Raw genomic sequence first — 19786 nt, 5'->3', positions numbered from 1 at the left:
ATATGGCAAAATTCAGGTCTCGAAGGGTTAAATTCTTTGGCTTAGCAGTTGACCCTTGGGTTCCCCTTTCGTAACGTCTGCGCATAACTAAGTCGGCCAGTCCGACGGGGAGAAAAATTTCATGAAGGGAGCCGCTCCACCGGCTCCCTTTTTCTTTGGCTCTAACGTGGTCTCTTTATCCCGTTTCGGCAAAAATCCGTTCAATTCCAGCGCAGGTATTCGGTTTGAGCCTGACACCACAAGCACAGAGTGATAGACGGATCAAAAAGCGGGATCATAAAGATGAGGCATTCATGATCAGGAAACTTCTCCCTTTAAATCTGGTTGCTGCTGCATTGCTGAGCAGTGCGGCCTATGCACAGGAAACCACAGATGCCCCTGAGGCCGAAGCCGAAGTAGGGAGCGATCTGGACCTGGGACAATCAGGCCCTCGGATCGGCGAGCAATATGTGCGTGAGCAGGTTGGCGATTGGAACATCTCCTGCATAAAGACGCAGGAAGAAGAAGATCCCTGCGCGATGGTTCAGATTCTCAACAATCAACAAGGCGATCCCATTGCCGAAGTATCGCTCGGCAAACTGCCGGAAGGCGGCGCAGCCGTTGCATGGGCAAATGTGGTTGTTCCGCTAGAGACGCTGCTGCAGGCACAACTGGCGGTATCGATCGATGGCGCGCCGCGTAAGCTGTACAATTATCATCACTGCGTTTCGGTCGGCTGTATTGCGCAGCTCGGATTTACCCAAGGCGATATCGACGCGATGAAAGCAGGCTCCAAGGCGGTTCTGTCGCTGGTTCCCGCCCGCCTTCCGGATCAGGTGTTGAACATGGATATGTCGCTATCAGGCTTCACCTCAGCCTTCGACGGGCTGAATGTTTCGGTAAGATAAGCCTCAAGGATTACTTTACAAAGCCGCCGTTCTTACACGGCGGCTTTCTTATATCCGTTTCAGCGCAAGAACGGCGTTCAGACCGCCAAAGGCAAATGCGTTGCTAAGGGCGACATTGACCTTTGCTTCACGTGCTTCATTGGGCACTACGTCCAGCGCGCATTCCGGATCGGGCTCTTCATAACCAATGGTCGGAGCGATTACGCCATCGCGCAGCGCCATGATACATGCCAACAATTCGACCGCGCCGGTCCCACCGATCAGATGGCCATGCATCGACTTGGTGGACGAGATCATCAGTTCATCCGCATGCGGGCCAAACACACCGGCAACCGCAGCGCATTCCGTCTTGTCATTGGCCGCCGTGCCCGTCCCGTGCGCGTTGATATAACATACATCGCTGGCATTCAGGCGCGCGTCCTTCAGCGCACCGGCCATGGCGCGGGAGGCCCCTTGCTTGCTTGGCATTACGATATCAGCAGCGTCTGACGACATCGCAAATCCTACAACCTCGCACAGGATATCTGCCCCCCGGGCCCGTGCGTGTTCGTATTCTTCGAACACAAAGATGCCAGCACCTTCGCCCTGAACCATGCCATTCCGGTTGGCACTGAACGGGCGGCAAGCGTCTTTGGACATCACGCGTAGCCCTTCCCACGCCTTGACCCCTCCAAAGCACAGCATCGATTCCGATCCGCCTGTGACCATGGCAGGCGCGGCACCGCTGCGAACCAGTTGAAACGCCTGCGCCATCGCGTGGTTGGAAGAGGCACAGGCCGTCGATACCGTAAAGCTGGGCCCTTTGAGGTTATGCTCCATCGAGACATGGCTGGCCGCTGCGTTGTTCATCAACTTAGGTACAACGAACGGATGGACCCGGTTCTTGCCATCTTCATAGACCGAGCGGTAATTGTCATCCCAGGTCGACACACCCCCACCGGCAGTCCCAAGAACGACACCGGACAGCGCAGCAGTTTCGCCCGAAAACACGATCCCGGACTGATCGATCGCTTCTTTCGCCGCAATCAGAGTGAACTGGGTGAAACGGTCATAAAGGCTCATCTGCTGGCGGTTGAACCGACCTTCAGCCTCAAAGCCGCGTACCTGACCGCCGATCTTGATCGACAGACGTTCGACATCCCTGAACTCCAGCTCGGAAATGCCGCAACGACCTTCGCGCATTGCTTCGAAAGTATCGGGCACCGAATGGCCCAGCGAGTTGATGGTGCCCGCACCCGTAATGACAACGCGTTTCATAGCCCGGCGTCAGACCTTTTCCGCCACGAGCTTTTCAATACCCGCAATAATCGCAGCCACGTTGGTGATATCGAAATCACTGGCCGAAGGCTCGTTGGCGTTGAAGGGCACCGAGATGTCGAACTCTTCTTCGATGGCAAAGATGCTCTCGACCAGACCCAGGCTGTCGATACCCAGATCTTCGAGCGTGCTATCGGGCGTCACGTCCGTAGGCTCAAGAACGGCCTGCTCGGCAATGATTGCAATGACGCGGTCGCTGATGCTCATATCGGTCCCCTGATTTTCGCGTTGGGGATGATTTAATCGCTCGGCGGCTGTTTGAAAACAGCCTTTTTCAACGCCTCGACGTCACGGGCCATACGCGGCAGACGGCGTTGTGCCTTATAAATATTGGTATGGCTATCCATTTTAATGCCGGGATAGCCCATGATTACACGCCCCGCGGGCACGTTCGACAGAATCTTTGTACCGCCACCAGAAATCACGCCATCACCGATGAAAATATTATCGACCACGCCGGTCTGACCGCCAAGGACGACGTTGTTCCCGATCTCGACCGATCCCGAAACCCCGGTTTGGCCGCACAACAGGCAATCTTGCCCGACGCGCGTGTTGTGGCCCACATGCACGAGGTTATCCAGCTTGGATCCGCTCCCGATCACCGTATTGCGAATGGTCCCGTTATCGACCGTGCAGTTTGATCCTACTTCGACATCATCGCCAATCTCGACCGCACCCAAGGAATGAATTCGCAACCAGCTCTGCGCCTTGGCATCCCCTTGATCACCCAGCGTTTTTCGGGCGTTTTCAGCACCCGACACCTCGGGAGTGACATAACTGAAACCATCGCCCCCGATACGCGCACCCGGCTGAGCGATAAAGCGATCCCCGATCTGTGCCCGTGCCCCGATGCTTACCATTTCGCGCAGTAAGGCGTTCTTACCCAGCACCGCATCCATGCCGACCACGCAATGCGCACCGATGACCGAGCCGGCCCCGATCTGAGCGCGCGCGCCGATGACGGCCAGCGGCCCGATGGATACGTCCGCACCAATCTCGGCAGTTGGATCAATCACGGCAGATGGATGGATTCCAGGCTCGATCCCCTGCCCGCGATCCAGCATTGACGTAATTCCCGCCATCGCCATCCGCGGCCGCTGTACGAATATCGCCGCCTCAAGGCCCAAGGACTGCCAGTCGGCACCATCCCAAAGCACAGCCGCCCGCGCAGATCCCTTCGCCAGTGCCTCGGCATATTTCGGAGACATCGCCATCGCCAGATCGGTTGGCCCGGCATCCCCCGGTTCGGCGGCGCGTAGGATGGTCAGGCCTGTCTGACCAGCGGCCTCGGCCCCGATGGCTTCGGCGATTTGCTCAACGGTGAACTGCATGTCGGGCTTCCTTATGGCAGGACTTGCCCTCGTGATTACCCCTGAACGTCCGGCAGGACCACCCCTGCCTTTTGCAACGCCTTCCAAATCTTGGCGTCACGGTCATAGACGTCGCGGCGGTACTGAACGTCGCCCTTCGGGCCGATATAGGCGGTGCGGTAGATCAGATGTACCGGAACTTTTTTATCCAGCTTCACGGTGGTTTCTTTCCCTGTGTTCAGCACGCGGTGGAAAAACGCCTTCGGATCTTCCTCCTGCTTGGCCAACAGCGCGTATGCGAACTCGAACGGTTGCGCCAGCCGGATACAGCCATGCGAGAAGGCGCGCACCTCTCGTGCAAACAGAGATTTCTGAGGCGTATCATGCAGATAGATGTTGTACTTGTTGGGGAACATGAACTTCACCAAGCCCAATGCATTGCTTTGGCTCGGGGGTTGCCGCATCGAAAACGGGAAGTTCCGAGCAGTAAATTGGGTGAAATCCACGGCGCCGCGATTTACCTGCCGACCACTACGGTCAGTGATCTGGATATGGCCGACCGCATTCGGATTGGACTGCAGCTTTGGCAGATATTCCTTGGTGATGATCGAGCGTGGTACATACCAGCTGGGATTGATCACCATATGTTCCATCTCGTCCGAGAATTCGGGGCTGCGACGATCGCTCGTGTTCTTCCCGATCACGGCGCGAGTCTCGAAAGTGACCCGACCGTCATCAACAATCTTGGCCGAAAAATCCGCCTGGTTTACCAGTATGTGGCGCGCGCCGCGCTCTTCCGGAAGCCAGCGTTCCCGTTCAAGCGCGACGAGCACAGCCTTGAGCCGATCCGACGCAGGGCGATTGACTTCGGTGATCGTTCCCTTGCCTGCAACGCCATCCGGTTCCAAACCATGCGCGATCTGAAACGCCGTGACGGCCTCGATCAGCGCGCCATCATAGGCCGGGCTGGCGGTTGGCTTGAGGTAACCCATCGACACCAGCCGGTTCCGCAGTTTGACGACGCTTGGGCCGGTGTCCCCGCGCTCCAGCTTGGTGATTGGTACGGTCGCGCCCCATCCGCCTTGTGAGATTAAATCTTCCAACACCCTCTTCTGCTTCATCAGCGCCAGATACTGTGGGGATTGCGGCATCAGATCCTGAAGATAGCTCCCGCCCTCCGACGTGGTGAGCCGTCGAAGGTGTTCACTGGCCGAGCGTCGTTCAATCTTGCGGACGAGCCCATTGTCGATCTGCGACGGCGTCACAGTCCCGGATTGCAGATCACGTGCGTATTTTACGAAGACACGGCTCATTTCCGCCTCGACCCGACCGAGATCGCGAGTGGTCCGCGCCTGCCGCATTTGGTCCATCAACGATTGCACGTCATAACGCGCGGCAGGTAACCCGTGCAGATCGGTTGTTGACAGTGCCTTGATCAAAGCCGCACGCCGCGCTTCATGTTCGGAAGTGTCGCCGACCCATACCGGATCAAAACCGTTATCACGGTAAAATTCGGCCAAAACGGGTGCTGATGCCGTGTTCTCGGCAACGGCCATCTGAAAGGCTGTTCCATCCGTGCTCGCCTGAACAAAGGATGCCGTAGATGCCAGTAGGGTGAAAAGCAAAACGCGGGAACGGGAAACAAACGACATGAGATGACCTTGGTTATTCAATAGCTTGACGCGCACTGCTTGGACGCGTCCAATGATAATGTTAAGCTGTGCGATTGTTGTCTATTCACAAATGCATCACCAAAGTGCATCTTTTCGCCTCTGGTGCGTGTTTGCATCGGCGGCGCAGCCAACTGCTGTAGATCAAAGCATACTTGCATCAGTTGCGCAAAAAACTGCCGAAAATTCCCCCTTGATTCAGCTGCGGCCAAAGATTTCTTGGCTGTTGAATCCGTCTGTGCCATAACTCCCGCATCTGGGATGGGAAAAAATTAATACAGCGCGCGTAACATCGTGTGCAGGCAGGAACAGTACGGGACGAAACACAAATGACCAAGAGCAGTGCATCGGGCGTGACCCGGCGTGCCTTATTGGGCGCATTCGCCGCAACGGCAGTCGTAGCAGCTCCGACCTATTCCAAGGCAGCAGGATTCCTCCGCGGAGGGGGCGATATTCGCCGCATTCGCATGTATTCAGGCCGCACGGGTGAGCGTCTGGATATGGTATATTGGGTCGATGGCAAATACATCAAGGATGCCGTCAAAGAAGTGAACTACTTCATGCGTGATTGGCGTAACGATCAGGTCAAACCCATGGACCTGCGCACCATCGATATCATGGCCGCCGCGCACAATATGCTGGATGTCAGCGAGCCCTATATGCTGCTTTCGGGCTATCGCTCTCCCAAGACCAATGCAATGCTACGCTCCCGATCGCGCGGAGTGGCCAAAAACTCGCTTCACATGAAGGGCCAAGCCGCCGATCTGCGCTTGTCGTCCCGCTCCGTCTCTCAGATGGCCAAAGCCGCAATGTCCTGCCGCGCAGGTGGCGTTGGGCAGTACTACCGCTCGAACTTCGTACACATGGATTGTGGCGACATCCGCACCTGGCGCGGCTAGTATCGCGTACCTTTGCTCTGATGAGTTAGCCCCCTCAGATGGTTCTGGTGGGGGTATTGTTTTGTCTGGTGACGTGGTTCAGGCGATCAAGAACATGTGAAATGGCGCACCTGAGAGGATTCGAACCTCTGGCCTCTGCCTTCGGAGGGCAGCGCTCTATCCAGCTGAGCTACAGGTGCCTTGGCCGTTAGCTACCCTCGTTCCGATCCGGGTGCAACTGCAAATGCAACCGGATCAGGCAAACAGATCATGCGCCAGTTCCAGCGCATCAATCAGCGTATCAACCTCATCCGTAGTGTTATAGAGACCAAAGCTGGCGCGGCAGGTGGCGGTGACGCCCAAATGATCCATCAGAGGCCCTGCGCAATGATGGCCTGCACGCACAGCAACGCCTTTCTTGTCCAGAATGGTCGAAATATCATGCGCGTGCCCTGCCCCATCCAGCGTGAAGCTGAAGATTGCGGCCTTGTCGGCGGTCTTACCCTGCACCTGCAACCAGTTTAATCCGGTCAGGCGCTGCATGGCATAGTCGCGCAGACCTGCCTCATGGGCGGCAATACTCTCCATACCCAGATCCATCATGTAATCCAGCGCCACACCCAACCCGATGGTTTGAACGATCCCGGGGGTTCCGGCCTCAAACTTCATAGGCGGATCGTTATAGATCACCTGATCCTTCGAGACCTCTTTGATCATGTCCCCGCCACCGATGAACGGACGCATTTCGGCCATACGTTCGGACTTGATGAAAATCGCGCCCGACCCCGAAGGGCCATAGAGCTTGTGGCCAGTGATCGCATAGAAATCGCAGCCGATATCTTCGACATTAACCGGCGTGTGCACCGCCCCCTGGCTACCGTCGATAAGAACCGGCACGCCCTTGGCGTGCGCGGCCTGCGTGATGGTTTTAACATCCACCACCGTGCCCAGCACGTTCGAGCAATGGGTGACCGCAACCAGCTTGGTCTTGGGGCCGATCGCATCGATGACGGCTTGCGGATCCAGATGGCCCGCAGCATCGACATCAACCCATTTCAGGACGACGCCCTGACGTTCGCGCAGGAAATGCCAGGGTACGATATTTGCATGGTGCTCCATGACGCTCAGGACGATCTCATCCCCCGCCTCAAGGCGCGGCATTGCCCAGCCATAGGCTACCAGATTAATCCCTTCGGTCGTGCCGGAGTTCAGCACGATCTCATTCTCGTCAGAAACACCCAGAAAGCGCGCGACTGTGCCGCGCACGGCTTCGTATTTCTCGGTCGCGAGATTCGACAGGTAGTGAAGTCCACGATGCACATTCGAATATTCATGCGCATAGGCTTGCGCAACCGCGTCGATCACCACCTGAGGTTTCTGCGCAGAGGCACCGTTATCCAGATAGGTCAACGGCTTACCATTCACCTCTCGTGACAGGATCGGAAAGTCAGCGCGGATTTTCTCTACGTCGTACATAGAAAGGAATTCCCTATACAGGCCCGCCGGGGGACAACCAAAGAACGAAGGGGATCGCCAGAACACCCGAGATGAGCATCACCAGGAACGATTTGCCAAGCGAGCCAAACCGGTGCGCTTCATTCAGAAAATGCAGAGTGATGTACAGACTCAGACCCAGCATTATGAGGCTGGCAGGAAGAAACAGAAATGGTGCGAGCGACGCCGAAAAAAGGACAATCGCCTGGCCAGCGATCTGCAGAATCTGCAGCCATATCACCAGTGTTGCGACCTCGGTTATCGCGCCGGTTCCACCCAGCATCCGCCCTACAAGCTGAAACGTCACAACGCTGATCAGGATGGCCCCGGCGGATACCAGCAGGGTCTGCACCATCGGAACTGCCAGTTGCTGCACATCAGGTGAGATCAGGGGCAAAATGACACCAGAGGCAGATTGTACAATCCCGTTCAGAATAACCGCCAAAAAGAACGCCAACCACAACACGTCACGACCAAGCCGCATCGCCATCAGACGACGTGCGGCCTCGGCAGGGTTCGACAGGGTCAGAACGACCATATTCATCAACGTGGTAGAGCTCATTCAGGTGCCCTTTGCGTTTGCCTCAGCCCCGAGAACCAGAACCAGACGAAAACTGCAACCCACAACAGACCAATCAAAGACTGCGCTGCCCCCGGGCCAATAAACCCGGCCACTAGGCCATTGAGCAGCACCAGCGGTACCGAGGCTAGCAGCGCCCAGAACAGTGCAAGACGCGCGCCATAGCTTGTACCCTTGCCTCCGACAGCCCGTGCTACCAAATAAGACAGCCAGGCCAGACCGTAGAAGATCAACGGCAGAATGAAGACAGAGCCCAGCAAGGCTCCGCCCATCAGCATATTCAACTCGGACCCTTCCAGATGCGCCTTCCGCGCAAGGCTGGGTAATTGAGCGATAAAGCCAATCACACAAAAGGCCATGACAAACGCCAGCGCTCGATCTTCCCGTGGCCCCATATCCAACAGGCGACGCACTACGCGCCCCGGTCCGCGATACGTGGCCACGATATCGGTTGTGACCGGCATCAGTTTCGGCGCGCCAACCAGCTTTCAAGGCGTTCGACGATCACATCGGCCAGCGCTTCGTCCTCGATCTCTTCCACGGCTTCTGCAAGGAAGGCCAGTGTCAGCATATCGGTTGCATCATTGACCGGTACGCCGCGCGACCGCAAATAGAACAGCGCCGTTTCGTCAATGGCACCGGAGGTCGAGCCGTGCGAACAGGCCACGTCATCGGCATAGATCTCAAGCTCGGGCTTGGCCAGGAACTGGCTGTCATCGTCCAGCAGTAAGGATTGACTGATCTGATAGCCATCCGTCTTCTGCGCGCCCTCCTTGACCAGAATTTTACCCTGAAATACGCCCGTTGCGCCGTTGCGCAGCACTTTCTTGAACACCTGACGGCTTTCGCAGTTCACCGCATCATGGGTGATGAACACCGTGTCATCGTGATGGAAATCCCCGTCACCTACACAAGCGCCAGCGACATGCGCCACCGCGTCATCTCCGGTCAGTTCGACAACCTGCTCATTACGGGTGAGCACGCCATTCACAGTCAATGTGAACGACTTATAGACAGACTCATGCCCCATTCGCGTAAACATATGGGTGGCCGCGCGGCGCTGATGATCACGGCCCTGCGCACGCACATGGTGCAAGGTTCCGCGATCCGCGATGTCGATCTCCATACACTTGTTGAAACGCGAGGCTGCCGGGCCATTTTCCAGGATCGTCACCTCGGCGGCACTCTCAACCCGCACGATATGGTGCAGAATGGCATCCGAAGTCTCGGACTCATGACGATAGATCAGGCTGATCGGTTTGGACGGCTTGCCCGTGACATGAATAGCCACACCATCTGAGGCGAAGGCCGTATTCAAGGCCGCCAGAGGTCGCTGAACCGGGTTCTGACCACGGGCTTCAAGAACGCCATACAGCTCTTTTGCCCAATGGATGTCTTTGCAGCAGATATCCTCCAACCGGTCGATTGAGACGCCTTCCAGCGACAGGTCGTCCGATTCTTCGGGGCTGAACACGCCATCGACAAAAACGATCTTCAGGCGGTCGAACTCATGGAACATCATGGGTTCGTCGGTGTGGAACAGTGCCGCCAAGACAGCCTCGGCAGAGGTCAGAGTGTCCGGTCGGGTGTATTTCCAATACTCATCCCGGCGCCCAGGCAGACCCATTTCGCGAACACGCGCCAATGCGGCTTCGCGCGCTTTGCGGGTACACCCGGCGTCCGGCATGGCCATCGCAGCCAGCCGTTCCTCGGTTGCCGTCTGTTTTGCTTGGGGCAAAGCCATCAGTTCACCTCGGCCAGAATGTCGGCATAGCCGTTGTTCTCAACTTCCAGCGCCAGTTCGGGACCGCCGGATTTCACGATGCGGCCATCGGCCATGATGTGCACCACGTCGGGTTTGATGTGATCCAGCAGCCGCTGATAGTGTGTAATCACAAGGAACCCGCGCCCTTCGTCACGCAGCGCGTTTACGCCCTCGGACACCAGCTTCATGGCATCCACATCCAGACCCGAGTCCGTCTCATCCAGGATGCACATCTTGGGTTCGAGCATTGCCATCTGCAGAATTTCGTTGCGCTTTTTCTCGCCGCCCGAGAAGCCCACATTCACTGGGCGCTTCAACATATCCGCGTCGATCTTCAGAGCCTTCGCCTTAGCCCGCACCTCTTTCAGGAAATCGGTTGCCGACAGTTCCTCCTGCCCGCGCGCTTTGCGTTGAGCGTTTACCGCGGTGCGCAGGAACGTCATATTACCTACACCCGGAATTTCGACCGGGTATTGGAACGCCAAGAAGATCCCCGCAGCTGCGCGCTCTTCCGGTTCCATCTCAAGCAGGTCTTCGCCTTCGAGAGTGGCCGTACCATCGGTCACCTCATAGCCATCACGACCCGACAAGACGTAGCTGAGTGTCGACTTGCCCGAACCGTTCGGCCCCATGATCGCGTGCACCTTGCCGGCCTCAACCGTCAGATCAACGCCTTTGAGGATCGTTTTATCCTCTTCTTCAAGTTTCACGTGCAGGTTCTTGATTTCAAGCATGATTTACCTCGTAAATAGCGTGTCCATCGGATCGATGGGTTTGTTCTTGGAGATCGACGTGGCCTCAGCCGCATACGTTGCGGGCACGAAAAGAAAGGCGCAATCCGTTGCGCATACGTCGATCGAGTGTTTCGTGTTGATGTTAGGGTTCGATTGAAAGTCGCGCGCAATAACAGGGCGCGAGAAACCACTCAGTCGAACTCGATTGCGATGTGGAACACCTGGAGACTGTGCGGCTCGGTCTGTTGCTGTACGAATTCGACCCATTCCGGGCCGTAAACCACTTCGAATGCGTCGGGGTACGCCCAAACCGCGTTGTGAAACGTGAAGGTTGTCACAATCATCGCAAACGCGCTCATTGTGGCGAATTCCTTCTGATTGTTCTTTAGCAAGAACGAGATCAGGAACACGACGCCACCCGCAAGGGCCAAGCCGATAAAATCCTGTCCGCTTCCCTTGGCCTCGCCGGGCAACCCTGCCAGCTTCAGTTGCAGAAATCGCGAGAAGAAGAACGCGCCGACGCCCAGAGCAAACGCTCCGATGAACGCTGCCGGATAGGTAAGGCGTGTCCAGATCGTGTCGCCTTTCCGCTTCGGAGCATGTTTCTTTGCTTCCTGCGCCCGCGTATTGATACGCTCTACACGATCCTGAAAACTTGTTGCTTGTTTTTCGCTCATTGGCGTTCTTGGCAATCACAAATTCAATAACTGTGCATTTGCTTACCAAGCAGAGTCGAGAGGGGCAATTCACAATCTCCGCGCGAAACGGAGAAGTGATAGCGAAGCGTCCCATAGACGCCCCACCGTAGCCACCCGCGATACGTTCAGCATCACCAGTTATGAACGACGTGACCTGCATTTTAGTTAGCCGACCGAGCCTTCAAGGCTGATCGCCACCAGTTGCTGCGCTTCCATCGCGAACTCCATCGGCAGCGCTTGCAGCACGTCCTTACAGAACCCGTTCACAACCAAAGCCACGGCTTCTTCCTCGTCCATACCGCGCTGACGGCAGTAGAACAGCTGATCGTCGTCCACCTTGGAGGTTGTCGCCTCGTGCTCAACGCGGCTGGAGTTGTTCCTGACCTCGATATACGGAACCGTGTGCGCGCCACACTTATCTCCGATCAGCAGCGAGTCACACTGGGTGTAGTTGCGGCTGTCCTTGGCCTTGGGGTGCATCGAGACCAGACCGCGATAGGTGTTCTGCGCCTTACCAGCGCTAATTCCCTTCGACACGATGCGCGATTTGGTGTTCTTGCCCAAATGCACCATCTTCGTGCCGGTATCAGCCTGCTGATAGTTGTTGGCAATCGCGATCGAGTAGAACTCACCCTGGCTGTCGTCACCACGCAAGATGCATGACGGGTATTTCCAGGTTACGGCAGAACCGGTTTCGACCTGCGTCCACATCACCTTGGAACGATCCCCGCGGCAATCAGCGCGCTTGGTCACGAAGTTATAAATCCCGCCCTTGCCGTTCTCATCTCCTGGGAACCAGTTCTGAACGGTCGAGTATTTCACCTCGGCATCTTCTTCGATGATGATCTCAACCACCGCCGCGTGCAGCTGTGCCGTGTCGCGTTGCGGCGCCGTACAGCCTTCCAGATAGGACACGTAAGAGCCCTTGTCGGCGATAATCAACGTGCGCTCAAACTGACCCGTGTTCTCGGCGTTAATACGGAAATAGGTGCTCAACTCCATCGGACAGCGCACGCCCGGTGGCACATAGACGAACGAACCGTCCGAGAACACGGCCGAGTTCAGCGTCGCGTAGAAATTGTCTGAAACTGGTACGACTGATCCCAGATACTTTTTGACCAGTTCAGGATGTTCTTTGATCGCCTCTGAGATCGAACAGAAGATCACGCCAGCCTTTTTCAGCTCAGCCTGAAAGGTGGTTCCGACCGAAACCGAGTCGAACACAGCATCAACTGCAACCTTGCGACCTTCTGCCGGAGCATCTTCAGCACCTTCAACGCCCGCCAGAATCATCTGTTCTTTCAGCGGGATACCCAGCTTTTCGTATGTCGCTAAAAGCTTAGGATCGACCTCATCCAGCGATTTGGGTTTTTCTTCCATCGATTTTGGACGGGCATAATAATACTGGTTCTGAAAATCGATTTCGGGATAGCTGACCATCGCCCATTTGGGCTCTTCCATCTGGGTCCAACGTTCGAACGCGGCCAGACGCCATTCGGTCATCCATTCCGGCTCTTCATTCTTTTCCGAGATCAAACGGACGATATCGGGATTCACGCCTTTTGGCGCGTATTCCATCTCGATATCGGTTTCCCAGCCGTATTTATAAGTGCTGACCTCGCGAACCGCATCCACGGTTTCCTGATCGACACCCTCTTTTACCTGGGTCTGGTCCAAAGCGGCCATGTGACACCCTCCGTCTGATCACGCGGCACGCGCGCGATGCTTTTTCTCTTTTTCGAGCCACGCTTCCGCGAAACGCAGCACTTCTTCTTTCGTCGTCTCAGGCCCCAGCGAAACGCGGATCGCGCTCGATGCAACCGTCTCATCAAAACCCATTGCAGTCAGGACCCGACTTGTCTTGACCTTGCCACTTGAACAGGCCGAACCCGCACTGATAGCGAAGCCTGACAAATCCATCTGCATGACCTGTGTTTCGCCCTTCCAGCCGGGCGTCGCAAAACACATGGTATTCGGGAGTCGCTCCTGATCTTTCCCGACAAAAATAGTAGCTTTAGAGCTAGCCTCAAGAGCGTTTTCTAGAATATTTCTAAGTTCTCCGACTTTTGACCAAACACCATCAGTCAGATCCCGCATTGATGCCTCAATAGCCGCGCCTAAACCTGCTATACCAATCACATTTTCCGTGCCGGACCTACGTCCCATCTCCTGACCGCCACCGCTGGCCAAAGGCGCGATATCCAACCCTTGCCTCAGAATCAGAGCGCCAACACCCTTTGGCCCCCCGATCTTGTGCGCTGAGAGGACAGCCATATCCGCCCCGCTCCAGGCGAAAGAAAAGGGAATGCGCCCAATGGCCTGTGTCACGTCCAGCAACAACCAATCCGCGCGCCGTGCGCCATAAGGCCACTGATTTTCTACCCTTTCTGGGGGTTGCGAAATAATCCCGGTCTCAGAGTTCGCAAGGCCCATTGCCAATGTATGGCCGGGGCCAAAGGGTCGTTGCTCACAGTTGGACAGATCGATATGCGACCAGAGCGCATCATGCGCGGTGGTCTCGACGAACACATCGCAATCCTCGGGGCGATTTTCCAGAACCCGTGCGGCCTCAGTAGCGCCAGAGGTAAAGATGACTTCTTGTGGACGGCAGCCCACCGCCTCTGCGACCTGTGCCCGCGCACGTTCCACTACTGCCTTTGCTGCACGCCCTTCTGCGTGCACAGACGACGGATTCCCCATCACATCCATCGCCGCCGCCATGGCTGCGCGTGCCTCTGGGCGCAGGGGCGTTGTGGCATTGTGATCCAGATAAACACGTTTCATGGATACATCTTTTCTGGTGTCAGCGTGGGGCGCGTGGGCATAGCTCGCATCGGATCAGTCGTCCACGACCGCGAACAGGCTCGGCACTGCTGGACAGGGCGCAAGGTCATTCCGGATCACGTCCGACAGGCGTGTCTGGTGCAGAAAAACATAGACATTCGCGCTGAGGCTTTCCCACAACCGGTTGGTCAGCGACTGCGCACGGCTGCCCGAAGACCCGCCCGATGCCCCTGCGCCTTTGTGCATCGCATCCACGGTCTCATCCACGGCTGCCAAAACTTCGACCACCCGAATATCAGATGCCGGGCGCGCCAGACGGTATCCACCACCCGGACCGCGTACGGAACTGACCAGTTCGGCCCGCCGCAGCTTGACGAACAACTGCTCAAGATAGGGAAGCGAGATATCCTGACGTTCGGAAATCTCGCCAAGCGTCACAAGCTTATCGGACGACTGCAAAGCGATATCGGCCAGCGCAACCATCGCGTAGCGGCCTTTGGTCGACAGCTTCATTTCATTCCCTCTCGGCAAGAACCGCGCGAAAACATTGACGTCGGTGCAGCCAATGCGTATCTCCCACTGGCAGCGTTATGACGCGACAATGATGTAATTAGAACCGTTCTAAAGTACCCGAGAATTACCGTCAAGATAGTCTCGGGGCCGCTACGGTAAAAAACAGGACAAAAGCACATATGCCCGAGGTGATTTTTCCCGGACCCGAAGGACGCCTGGAAGGCCGCTACCACCCGCAAAAGGAAAAAGACGCACCGATCGCCATCGTGTTGCACCCGCATCCTCAGTTCGGCGGGACGATGAACAATAAGGTTGTCTATAACCTGCATTATGCCTTCTACAACATGGGCTTCACCGTGCTTCGCTTTAACTTCCGCGGCGTTGGCCGCAGCCAGGGCGAATACGATCAGGGCGTTGGTGAATTGAGCGATGCAGCCTCGGCGCTGGATTACCTGCAGTCGATGAACAACAACTCGAAGCACTGCTGGGTCGCCGGTTTCTCATTCGGGGCCTGGATCGGGATGCAGCTGCTGATGCGCCGCCCCGAAATCACCGGCTTCATCAGCGTATCGCCGCCTGCAAATATGTACGACTTCTCGTTCCTGGCACCCTGCCCGTCTTCGGGCCTGATCATCAATGGCTCGGCTGACCGTGTAGCACCGCCTGCTGACACCACTTCGCTGGTGGGCAAGCTGCACGAGCAGAAGGGGATCACCATCACCCATCATGAGGTCGAAGGTGCAGATCACTTCTTCCAGGACCGTCACATGGATACGTTGATGACCGACGTGACCGACTACGTGAAACGTCGCTTGACCGAGAACACGCGCTGATGTCTGACACCATCAATACTCTGGCCGCCAAGTTGGCCGAGGACACGATGAAGGTCATGGATGAAACAGGTGATGAGCGCTTCTTTGTTGAGGTCGGCGAGGTTCTCGGGGCCGCCTCACAATCACTGGAAGAGGCGTTTCTGACCGAAATCCGCGTTCGATTGGCCGAGCGCAAAGCGCGGCAGTTTGTTGTGAAAAGACTGTCGCAACATCGCTCGAAGCTCAAAGCAATTGAAAAGCAGTGACCAGATTTCCTAGCCCATGCTTTGAAACGAAAAAAAGGAGCCCGAGGGCTCCTTTTCTCTACTATCGTTCGATGGGCGCTTAAACTGGAATACCCGTTAACCGCTCAACATTCTGGGCTGCATCAATGTCGACGGACCCCCCGTCTGCAAGCCACCCCAGCGCCACAATCAATACCGAAACGATAATGACAGATTTTGCAAAAGTCGTCATATTACCAAACTCGTTAAAAATTCACTAAAAACTGCGTTGTAGTTAACACGACAGGTATCATTCCGGGTAGTCGGGTATCCCTTACCTTTGGTAAACGCCACCGTGGATCGACTTACTCTCGCGCTGAAGGTCATGCCGGCTGGCGTTTCCTGCGCGATCTGAGCCAGACTCGGGATCAGCCTGACCACGCTGATCGGGTTTCTCGTCTTTGATCAACGGTTGGATTGGCCGGTAATCATTGGGCAGACCTTATTGCTCGGCGGTATCCTGATCATCCACACGTTTTCTACCGCAGCCAGCCGCTGACCGCCGGTTAGGGCTGGCATATTTCTCCGCACCACGTTATGCGCCGGGCAACTTCCCGTTCAAAGGCTGACCTCTCATGGACCTGCGCAACATCGCAATCATCGCTCACGTGGACCACGGCAAGACGACTCTGGTGGATGAGCTACTCAAACAATCCGGCGCGTTCCGGGAAAATCAGGCCGTGGCCGAGCGCGCCATGGACAGCAATGACTTGGAACGCGAACGCGGCATCACTATTCTGGCCAAGGCGACGTCAGTTGAGTGGAAAAATACGCGCATCAACATCGTTGACACGCCCGGTCACGCCGATTTCGGCGGAGAGGTCGAGCGTATCCTCAGCATGGTCGATGGCGTTGTCCTGCTGGTTGATGCCGCCGAAGGCCCGATGCCACAGACCAAGTTTGTAACCTCCAAGGCGCTGGCTCTGGGCCTGCGCCCGATTGTAGTGCTGAACAAGGTCGACAAACCAGATGCCGAGCCCGACCGCGCATTGGATGAGTGCTTTGACCTCTTCGCCAACCTCGGTGCCGACGATGATCAGCTGGATTTTCCTGCGATGTACGCCTCAGGTCGCTCGGGCTGGGCAGATATGGAACTGGACGGTCCACGCAAGGATCTGACTGCACTGTTCGATCTGATCGTCGACCACGTCCCTGCCCCGAAACAGATCGAGCAAAAAAGCGAACCGTTCCGGATGCTGGCCACTACACTGGGCAGCGACCCGTTCATCGGCCGCATCCTCACCGGTCGCGTCGAGAGCGGTACATTGAAAGCGGGCGACAGCCTCAAAGCGCTCAGCCGTGACGGAACCCTGATCGAAAACTTCCGTGCTTCGAAAATCCTGGCGTTCCGTGGTCTGGCACAGCAGCCGATCGACGTCGCCGAAGCCGGTGACATCGTCACCATCGCAGGTATGAGCAAAGCCACCGTGGCAGATTCGCTCGTCTCCCCACAGGTTGAAGAGGCCCTACCCGCTCAGCCCATCGACCCGCCGACCATCACGGTGACATTCGGCATCAACGATTCTCCGCTGGCCGGTCGTGACGGCAAGAAGGTTCAGTCCCGTGTAATCCGCGATCGTCTGATGAAAGAAGCTGAATCGAATGTTGCCATTCGCATCACAGACACCCCCGGCGGCGAAGCCTTCGAGGTTGCCGGCCGCGGCGAACTCCAAATGGGTGTTCTGATCGAAAACATGCGCCGCGAGGGGTTCGAACTCAGCATATCACGCCCGCAAGTTCTGTTCCGCGAAGAAGATGGCCAGCGATTGGAGCCCATCGAGGAAGTCACGATCGACGTGGATGACGAATATTCCGGTTCGGTCATTGAAAAGATCACAGGTGCGCGCAAAGGTGAACTGGCCGAGATGCGCCCCGCAGGCGCAGGCAAGACCCGCATTATCGCCCACGTCCCGTCGCGCGGCCTGATCGGTTATCACGGAGAGTTCCTGACCGATACCCGCGGTACGGGTGTTCTGAACCGCGTGTTTCACGGTTGGGCGGCGCACAAAGGCCCGATCCCAGGCCGTCGCGCGGGTGTTTTGATCTCAATGGAGAACGGTCAGGCGGTCGCCTACGCCCTTTGGAACCTTGAAGAGCGGGGCCGCATGTTTGTCGGACCGCAGACTGATGTCTATCAGGGCATGGTGATCGGTGAGCATTCGCGCGACAACGATCTTGAGGTAAACCCGCTGAAGGGCAAAAAGCTGACCAATGTGCGCGCCAGTGGCTCGGACGATGCGGTTCGCCTCACTCCGCATGTTCAGTTTTCGTTGGAAGAGGCCATCGCCTATATTGACGATGACGAATTGGTCGAGGTGACACCGAACGCCATTCGTCTGCGCAAACGGTACCTCGATCCGCATGAACGCAAGAGGATGTCCAAATCCGCGTGACAGCGCAGTAATCTTGTTCACAGATTGGAAACAATGATCCAATCGTGGCAATTTTGCGTCATATCGAGACGTCTACGAAAAACGAAGGCCCGCCTCATTGGCGGGCTTTCTATTTGATTTTTAATCAATTTTCAGAACCGCATTTCTGTCAAGGAGCGAGAACACCCTCCCTTCCCCTTGTCAAAACGTCAAAAAAACGATCACTTTATGTTCAAAGTATGTCATCGCTTCAGTATACCGCGATGTAGTTGATGTAATTTACGAGTTCCAAGGAGAGGCGCCATGCGCATCAGATCCAAACTGCTATCTTTTGTTTTTGTTTCCGCAACACTTCCTTTCATGTCGGCCGGAGCAGCCCAGGCCTCAGACATGTGCACCGTCAAAACGGCTAAGCAATCTGTATCTTCGACCACCCTTTGCGCTTGCGATGTCGTGAGCTCTCGGATGGTCAGATACATACAGCGACGGGCCGACTTTGAATCTATACTGGAGCAAACCTTGCTGGATTGCCCGGCCTTTGCTGCCATATTGACCGACCTTCCAACCGCATCTGTTGGCTTTGCTGAAAAGAGAACCGGCGATGGTCGCGACGATGAGACCTTCGGCGACGATGACGGACCCGACGATAATGGTGACCCGGACGTCGAAACGGATCCTGATCCTGAGTCAGAGCCGCCTAAGTCGGACCCGCCTAAGTCGGACCCACCTAAGTCGGACCCACCTAAGTCGGACCCACCTAAGTCGGACCCACCTAAGTCGGACCCGCCTAAAAACAACGACGCATAATCCTACTGCTTAGTGAAGCAACGTCTTAAAACTGGACTACGCTTAGAGGCTATGTATTCGGTGATCGAGCTAGGGGCAAACTGCTCCTAGCTCCGTCCGTAGACTCCAACCCAGCGACGTGGCTGCTTTGGATCTTGCATACGCAAGAACAGATACCGCGTTTCCGACCATGGCTTGATCCGGTTTGTCAGATTATCCAAAACCAGATCACCCTGGCTCGAGCGAAACACCAGAACTGCATGAGAATTTCTGCGCGTATCCAAAACAGTCGCAATCAACAGCTTTCGTGGATCGATTCCGGCTTTGATCAGGTCCCGTTTCTTAAGCAGCGCAAAATCTTCGCAATCGCCGCCCAGTGAGGTAGGAAGCGCCCAAAGCTCGCGGGTCTTGTATTGGGATTGGTCCGTCACTTCGCGTGTCGAGGCATTCACACGGCGATTGATCTGCTTGACCAGTTTCATTTCCTGTTCGCTGGGCATCGCGGCCCCAGCCTTATACGAACATGCCCAGGCATATTGTCTGCACAATTGCTGCGCGCCCGACGGAGGCGGTGTTGTCGCAACGCTTGTGATAAAGGCAGCGTCCCGGGCCCATGCATTCGAACCATACAGCAGAGCGCTTCCAACCAGAGCAGCCAAGCCGCAATGGCCTCCAAACCTGATGGTGCGCTTGCCAAAGGCTTTTACAATAGTGCCAACCAGTTTCATGCCTGTCCCTCAAGTTCCGTTCAATCCAAGCGATCAGCGTGGCTCAGAACCCTATCTGCTCACGGGAAAATATCCGTAAACTGCAGGCGGCACGCAATCATTGAAGAATTTGTCGAGGAAAAGCGGCGGAAATTCGTCGTTTTTTGTGACCATTTCCGCACCAGATCATGGCGC

At 56.2% G+C, this 19786-nt stretch carries 21 protein-coding genes, 1 tRNA gene and 1 pseudogene; 6 read left to right on the top strand and 17 right to left on the bottom strand.

Annotated elements, in window-relative coordinates:
• The first annotated feature begins 293 nt into the window (after positions 1-293).
• Positions 294-887, top strand: a complete 594-nt coding sequence (locus tag ACR3EM_RS05415; RefSeq protein WP_480469783.1) for an invasion associated locus B family protein — start codon at positions 294-296, stop codon at positions 885-887.
• Positions 888-935: 48 nt separating this feature from the next.
• On the opposite strand, the gene ACR3EM_RS05410 is transcribed toward ACR3EM_RS05415, so the two are convergent.
• From ACR3EM_RS05410 to ACR3EM_RS05390, 5 genes are read right to left on the bottom strand one after another with little or no spacing between them, the layout of a single operon-like run.
• Positions 936-2144, bottom strand: a complete 1209-nt coding sequence (locus tag ACR3EM_RS05410; RefSeq protein ID WP_480469782.1) for a beta-ketoacyl-[acyl-carrier-protein] synthase family protein — start codon at positions 2142-2144, stop codon at positions 936-938.
• 9 nt (positions 2145-2153) lie between these two features.
• Positions 2154-2411 (bottom strand): acyl carrier protein, encoded by a 258-nt coding sequence (locus tag ACR3EM_RS05405; protein ID WP_480469781.1) that lies wholly within the window; start codon positions 2409-2411, stop codon positions 2154-2156.
• Between the two features lie 32 nt (positions 2412-2443).
• Complete coding sequence (gene lpxD / locus ACR3EM_RS05400; RefSeq protein WP_480469780.1) at positions 2444-3535, bottom strand: UDP-3-O-(3-hydroxymyristoyl)glucosamine N-acyltransferase; 1092 nt, start codon at positions 3533-3535, stop codon at positions 2444-2446.
• Positions 3536-3570: 35 nt separating this feature from the next.
• Complete coding sequence (locus ACR3EM_RS05395) at positions 3571-5166, bottom strand: L,D-transpeptidase family protein (protein WP_480469779.1); 1596 nt, start codon at positions 5164-5166, stop codon at positions 3571-3573.
• A gap of 17 nt (positions 5167-5183) precedes the next feature.
• On the bottom strand, positions 5184-5429 hold the full coding sequence (locus ACR3EM_RS05390) for a hypothetical protein (protein ID WP_480469778.1): 246 nt from the start codon (positions 5427-5429) through the stop codon (positions 5184-5186).
• Between the two features lie 84 nt (positions 5430-5513).
• On the opposite strand from ACR3EM_RS05390, the gene mepK reads away from it, so the two are divergent.
• Complete coding sequence (gene mepK, locus ACR3EM_RS05385; RefSeq protein ID WP_480469777.1) at positions 5514-6083, top strand: peptidoglycan L,D-endopeptidase MepK; 570 nt, start codon at positions 5514-5516, stop codon at positions 6081-6083.
• Positions 6084-6185: 102 nt separating this feature from the next.
• On the opposite strand, the gene ACR3EM_RS05380 is transcribed toward mepK, so the two are convergent.
• The 10 genes from ACR3EM_RS05380 to iscR all read right to left on the bottom strand — a co-directional run bounded on the left by ACR3EM_RS05380 (position 6186) and on the right by iscR (position 14630).
• A tRNA-Arg gene (locus ACR3EM_RS05380) sits at positions 6186-6262 on the bottom strand.
• 55 nt (positions 6263-6317) lie between these two features.
• On the bottom strand, positions 6318-7538 hold the full coding sequence (locus ACR3EM_RS05375) for a cysteine desulfurase (protein ID WP_480469776.1): 1221 nt from the start codon (positions 7536-7538) through the stop codon (positions 6318-6320).
• 13 nt (positions 7539-7551) lie between these two features.
• Entirely contained in the window at positions 7552-8118 is a 567-nt protein-coding gene (locus tag ACR3EM_RS05370; RefSeq protein WP_480469775.1) for a Yip1 family protein, read from the bottom strand.
• Positions 8115-8600: a YIP1 family protein gene (locus tag ACR3EM_RS05365; protein ID WP_480469774.1), complete on the bottom strand. Its 486-nt coding sequence runs from the start codon at positions 8598-8600 to the stop codon at positions 8115-8117. The genes ACR3EM_RS05370 and ACR3EM_RS05365 overlap by 4 nt, the downstream gene beginning before the upstream one ends.
• A complete protein-coding gene (locus ACR3EM_RS05360; RefSeq protein WP_480469773.1) occupies positions 8600-9880 on the bottom strand; it encodes a SufB/SufD family protein in 1281 nt (426 codons plus the stop codon). Before ACR3EM_RS05360 ends, ACR3EM_RS05365 begins: the two co-directional genes overlap by 1 nt.
• Complete coding sequence (gene sufC, locus ACR3EM_RS05355) at positions 9880-10635, bottom strand: Fe-S cluster assembly ATPase SufC (RefSeq protein ID WP_480469772.1); 756 nt, start codon at positions 10633-10635, stop codon at positions 9880-9882. The genes ACR3EM_RS05360 and sufC overlap by 1 nt, the downstream gene beginning before the upstream one ends.
• A gap of 191 nt (positions 10636-10826) precedes the next feature.
• Positions 10827-11312, bottom strand: a complete 486-nt coding sequence (locus ACR3EM_RS05350) for a hypothetical protein (protein ID WP_480469771.1) — start codon at positions 11310-11312, stop codon at positions 10827-10829.
• 186 nt (positions 11313-11498) lie between these two features.
• The gene (sufB, locus tag ACR3EM_RS05345; protein WP_480469770.1) at positions 11499-13019 is read right to left on the bottom strand and encodes a Fe-S cluster assembly protein SufB; all 1521 of its coding nucleotides are present in this window, start codon (positions 13017-13019) and stop codon (positions 11499-11501) included.
• 18 nt (positions 13020-13037) lie between these two features.
• A complete protein-coding gene (locus tag ACR3EM_RS05340) occupies positions 13038-14117 on the bottom strand; it encodes a cysteine desulfurase family protein (protein ID WP_480469769.1) in 1080 nt (359 codons plus the stop codon).
• A 54-nt stretch (positions 14118-14171) separates the two neighbouring features.
• Entirely contained in the window at positions 14172-14630 is a 459-nt protein-coding gene (iscR, locus tag ACR3EM_RS05335; RefSeq protein WP_480469768.1) for a Fe-S cluster assembly transcriptional regulator IscR, read from the bottom strand.
• A 179-nt stretch (positions 14631-14809) separates the two neighbouring features.
• Here iscR and ACR3EM_RS05330 point away from each other — a divergent pair, with 179 nt between their 5' ends.
• The 3 genes from ACR3EM_RS05330 to typA all read left to right on the top strand — a co-directional run bounded on the left by ACR3EM_RS05330 (position 14810) and on the right by typA (position 18119).
• Positions 14810-15463, top strand: a complete 654-nt coding sequence (locus ACR3EM_RS05330) for an alpha/beta hydrolase (RefSeq protein ID WP_480469767.1) — start codon at positions 14810-14812, stop codon at positions 15461-15463.
• Positions 15463-15708 carry a hypothetical protein gene (locus tag ACR3EM_RS05325; RefSeq protein WP_480469766.1) on the top strand — a complete coding sequence of 82 codons (246 nt, stop codon included), beginning with the start codon at positions 15463-15465 and terminating at the stop codon, positions 15706-15708. The genes ACR3EM_RS05330 and ACR3EM_RS05325 overlap by 1 nt, the downstream gene beginning before the upstream one ends.
• A 593-nt stretch (positions 15709-16301) precedes the next feature.
• Positions 16302-18119 carry a translational GTPase TypA gene (typA, locus tag ACR3EM_RS05320; RefSeq protein ID WP_480469765.1) on the top strand — a complete coding sequence of 606 codons (1818 nt, stop codon included), beginning with the start codon at positions 16302-16304 and terminating at the stop codon, positions 18117-18119.
• Positions 18120-18340: 221 nt separating this feature from the next.
• On the opposite strand, the pseudogene ACR3EM_RS05315 reads toward typA, so the two are convergent.
• Positions 18341-18838: pseudogene (locus ACR3EM_RS05315) on the bottom strand (hypothetical protein); the annotation flags it as partial.
• Between ACR3EM_RS05315 and ACR3EM_RS05310 the strand changes: the two are divergent.
• Positions 18772-18918: a pentapeptide repeat-containing protein gene (locus tag ACR3EM_RS05310; protein ID WP_480471897.1), complete on the top strand. Its 147-nt coding sequence runs from the start codon at positions 18772-18774 to the stop codon at positions 18916-18918. The pseudogene ACR3EM_RS05315 and the gene ACR3EM_RS05310 sit on opposite strands and share 67 nt — an antisense overlap.
• 73 nt (positions 18919-18991) lie before the next feature.
• On the opposite strand, the gene ACR3EM_RS05305 is transcribed toward ACR3EM_RS05310, so the two are convergent.
• The gene (locus tag ACR3EM_RS05305; RefSeq protein ID WP_480469764.1) at positions 18992-19612 is read right to left on the bottom strand and encodes a transglutaminase-like cysteine peptidase; all 621 of its coding nucleotides are present in this window, start codon (positions 19610-19612) and stop codon (positions 18992-18994) included.
• Between the last annotated feature and the right edge of the window lie 174 nt (positions 19613-19786).

Source organism: Ruegeria sp. AH3, from assembly GCF_056536265.1.
Note: the sequence above shows the minus strand (reverse complement) of the source record. Positions and strands in the feature narration are given on the sequence as shown.

Bases quoted from the DNA above. Each gene is read 5' to 3' on its own strand.
- ACR3EM_RS05325 (WP_480469766.1), top strand. From the start codon at position 15,463: ATGTCTGACACCATCAATACTCTGGCCGCCAAGTTGGCCGAGGACACG.
- ACR3EM_RS05370 (WP_480469775.1), bottom strand. From the start codon at position 8,118: ATGAGCTCTACCACGTTGATGAATATGGTCGTTCTGACCCTGTCGAAC.
- mepK (WP_480469777.1), top strand. From the start codon at position 5,514: ATGACCAAGAGCAGTGCATCGGGCGTGACCCGGCGTGCCTTATTGGGC.
- ACR3EM_RS05360 (WP_480469773.1), bottom strand. From the start codon at position 9,880: ATGGCTTTGCCCCAAGCAAAACAGACGGCAACCGAGGAACGGCTGGCT.
- lpxD (WP_480469780.1), bottom strand. From the start codon at position 3,535: ATGCAGTTCACCGTTGAGCAAATCGCCGAAGCCATCGGGGCCGAGGCC.
- ACR3EM_RS05330 (WP_480469767.1), top strand. From the start codon at position 14,810: ATGCCCGAGGTGATTTTTCCCGGACCCGAAGGACGCCTGGAAGGCCGC.
- typA (WP_480469765.1), top strand. From the start codon at position 16,302: ATGGACCTGCGCAACATCGCAATCATCGCTCACGTGGACCACGGCAAG.
- ACR3EM_RS05405 (WP_480469781.1), bottom strand. From the start codon at position 2,411: ATGAGCATCAGCGACCGCGTCATTGCAATCATTGCCGAGCAGGCCGTT.
- ACR3EM_RS05375 (WP_480469776.1), bottom strand. From the start codon at position 7,538: ATGTACGACGTAGAGAAAATCCGCGCTGACTTTCCGATCCTGTCACGA.
- ACR3EM_RS05395 (WP_480469779.1), bottom strand. From the start codon at position 5,166: ATGTCGTTTGTTTCCCGTTCCCGCGTTTTGCTTTTCACCCTACTGGCA.
- sufB (WP_480469770.1), bottom strand. From the start codon at position 13,019: ATGGCCGCTTTGGACCAGACCCAGGTAAAAGAGGGTGTCGATCAGGAA.
- ACR3EM_RS05415 (WP_480469783.1), top strand. From the start codon at position 294: ATGATCAGGAAACTTCTCCCTTTAAATCTGGTTGCTGCTGCATTGCTG.
- ACR3EM_RS05305 (WP_480469764.1), bottom strand. From the start codon at position 19,612: ATGAAACTGGTTGGCACTATTGTAAAAGCCTTTGGCAAGCGCACCATC.
- ACR3EM_RS05390 (WP_480469778.1), bottom strand. From the start codon at position 5,429: ATGGCACAGACGGATTCAACAGCCAAGAAATCTTTGGCCGCAGCTGAA.
- iscR (WP_480469768.1), bottom strand. From the start codon at position 14,630: ATGAAGCTGTCGACCAAAGGCCGCTACGCGATGGTTGCGCTGGCCGAT.
- ACR3EM_RS05350 (WP_480469771.1), bottom strand. From the start codon at position 11,312: ATGAGCGAAAAACAAGCAACAAGTTTTCAGGATCGTGTAGAGCGTATC.
- ACR3EM_RS05340 (WP_480469769.1), bottom strand. From the start codon at position 14,117: ATGAAACGTGTTTATCTGGATCACAATGCCACAACGCCCCTGCGCCCA.
- ACR3EM_RS05410 (WP_480469782.1), bottom strand. From the start codon at position 2,144: ATGAAACGCGTTGTCATTACGGGTGCGGGCACCATCAACTCGCTGGGC.
- ACR3EM_RS05365 (WP_480469774.1), bottom strand. From the start codon at position 8,600: ATGCCGGTCACAACCGATATCGTGGCCACGTATCGCGGACCGGGGCGC.
- sufC (WP_480469772.1), bottom strand. From the start codon at position 10,635: ATGCTTGAAATCAAGAACCTGCACGTGAAACTTGAAGAAGAGGATAAA.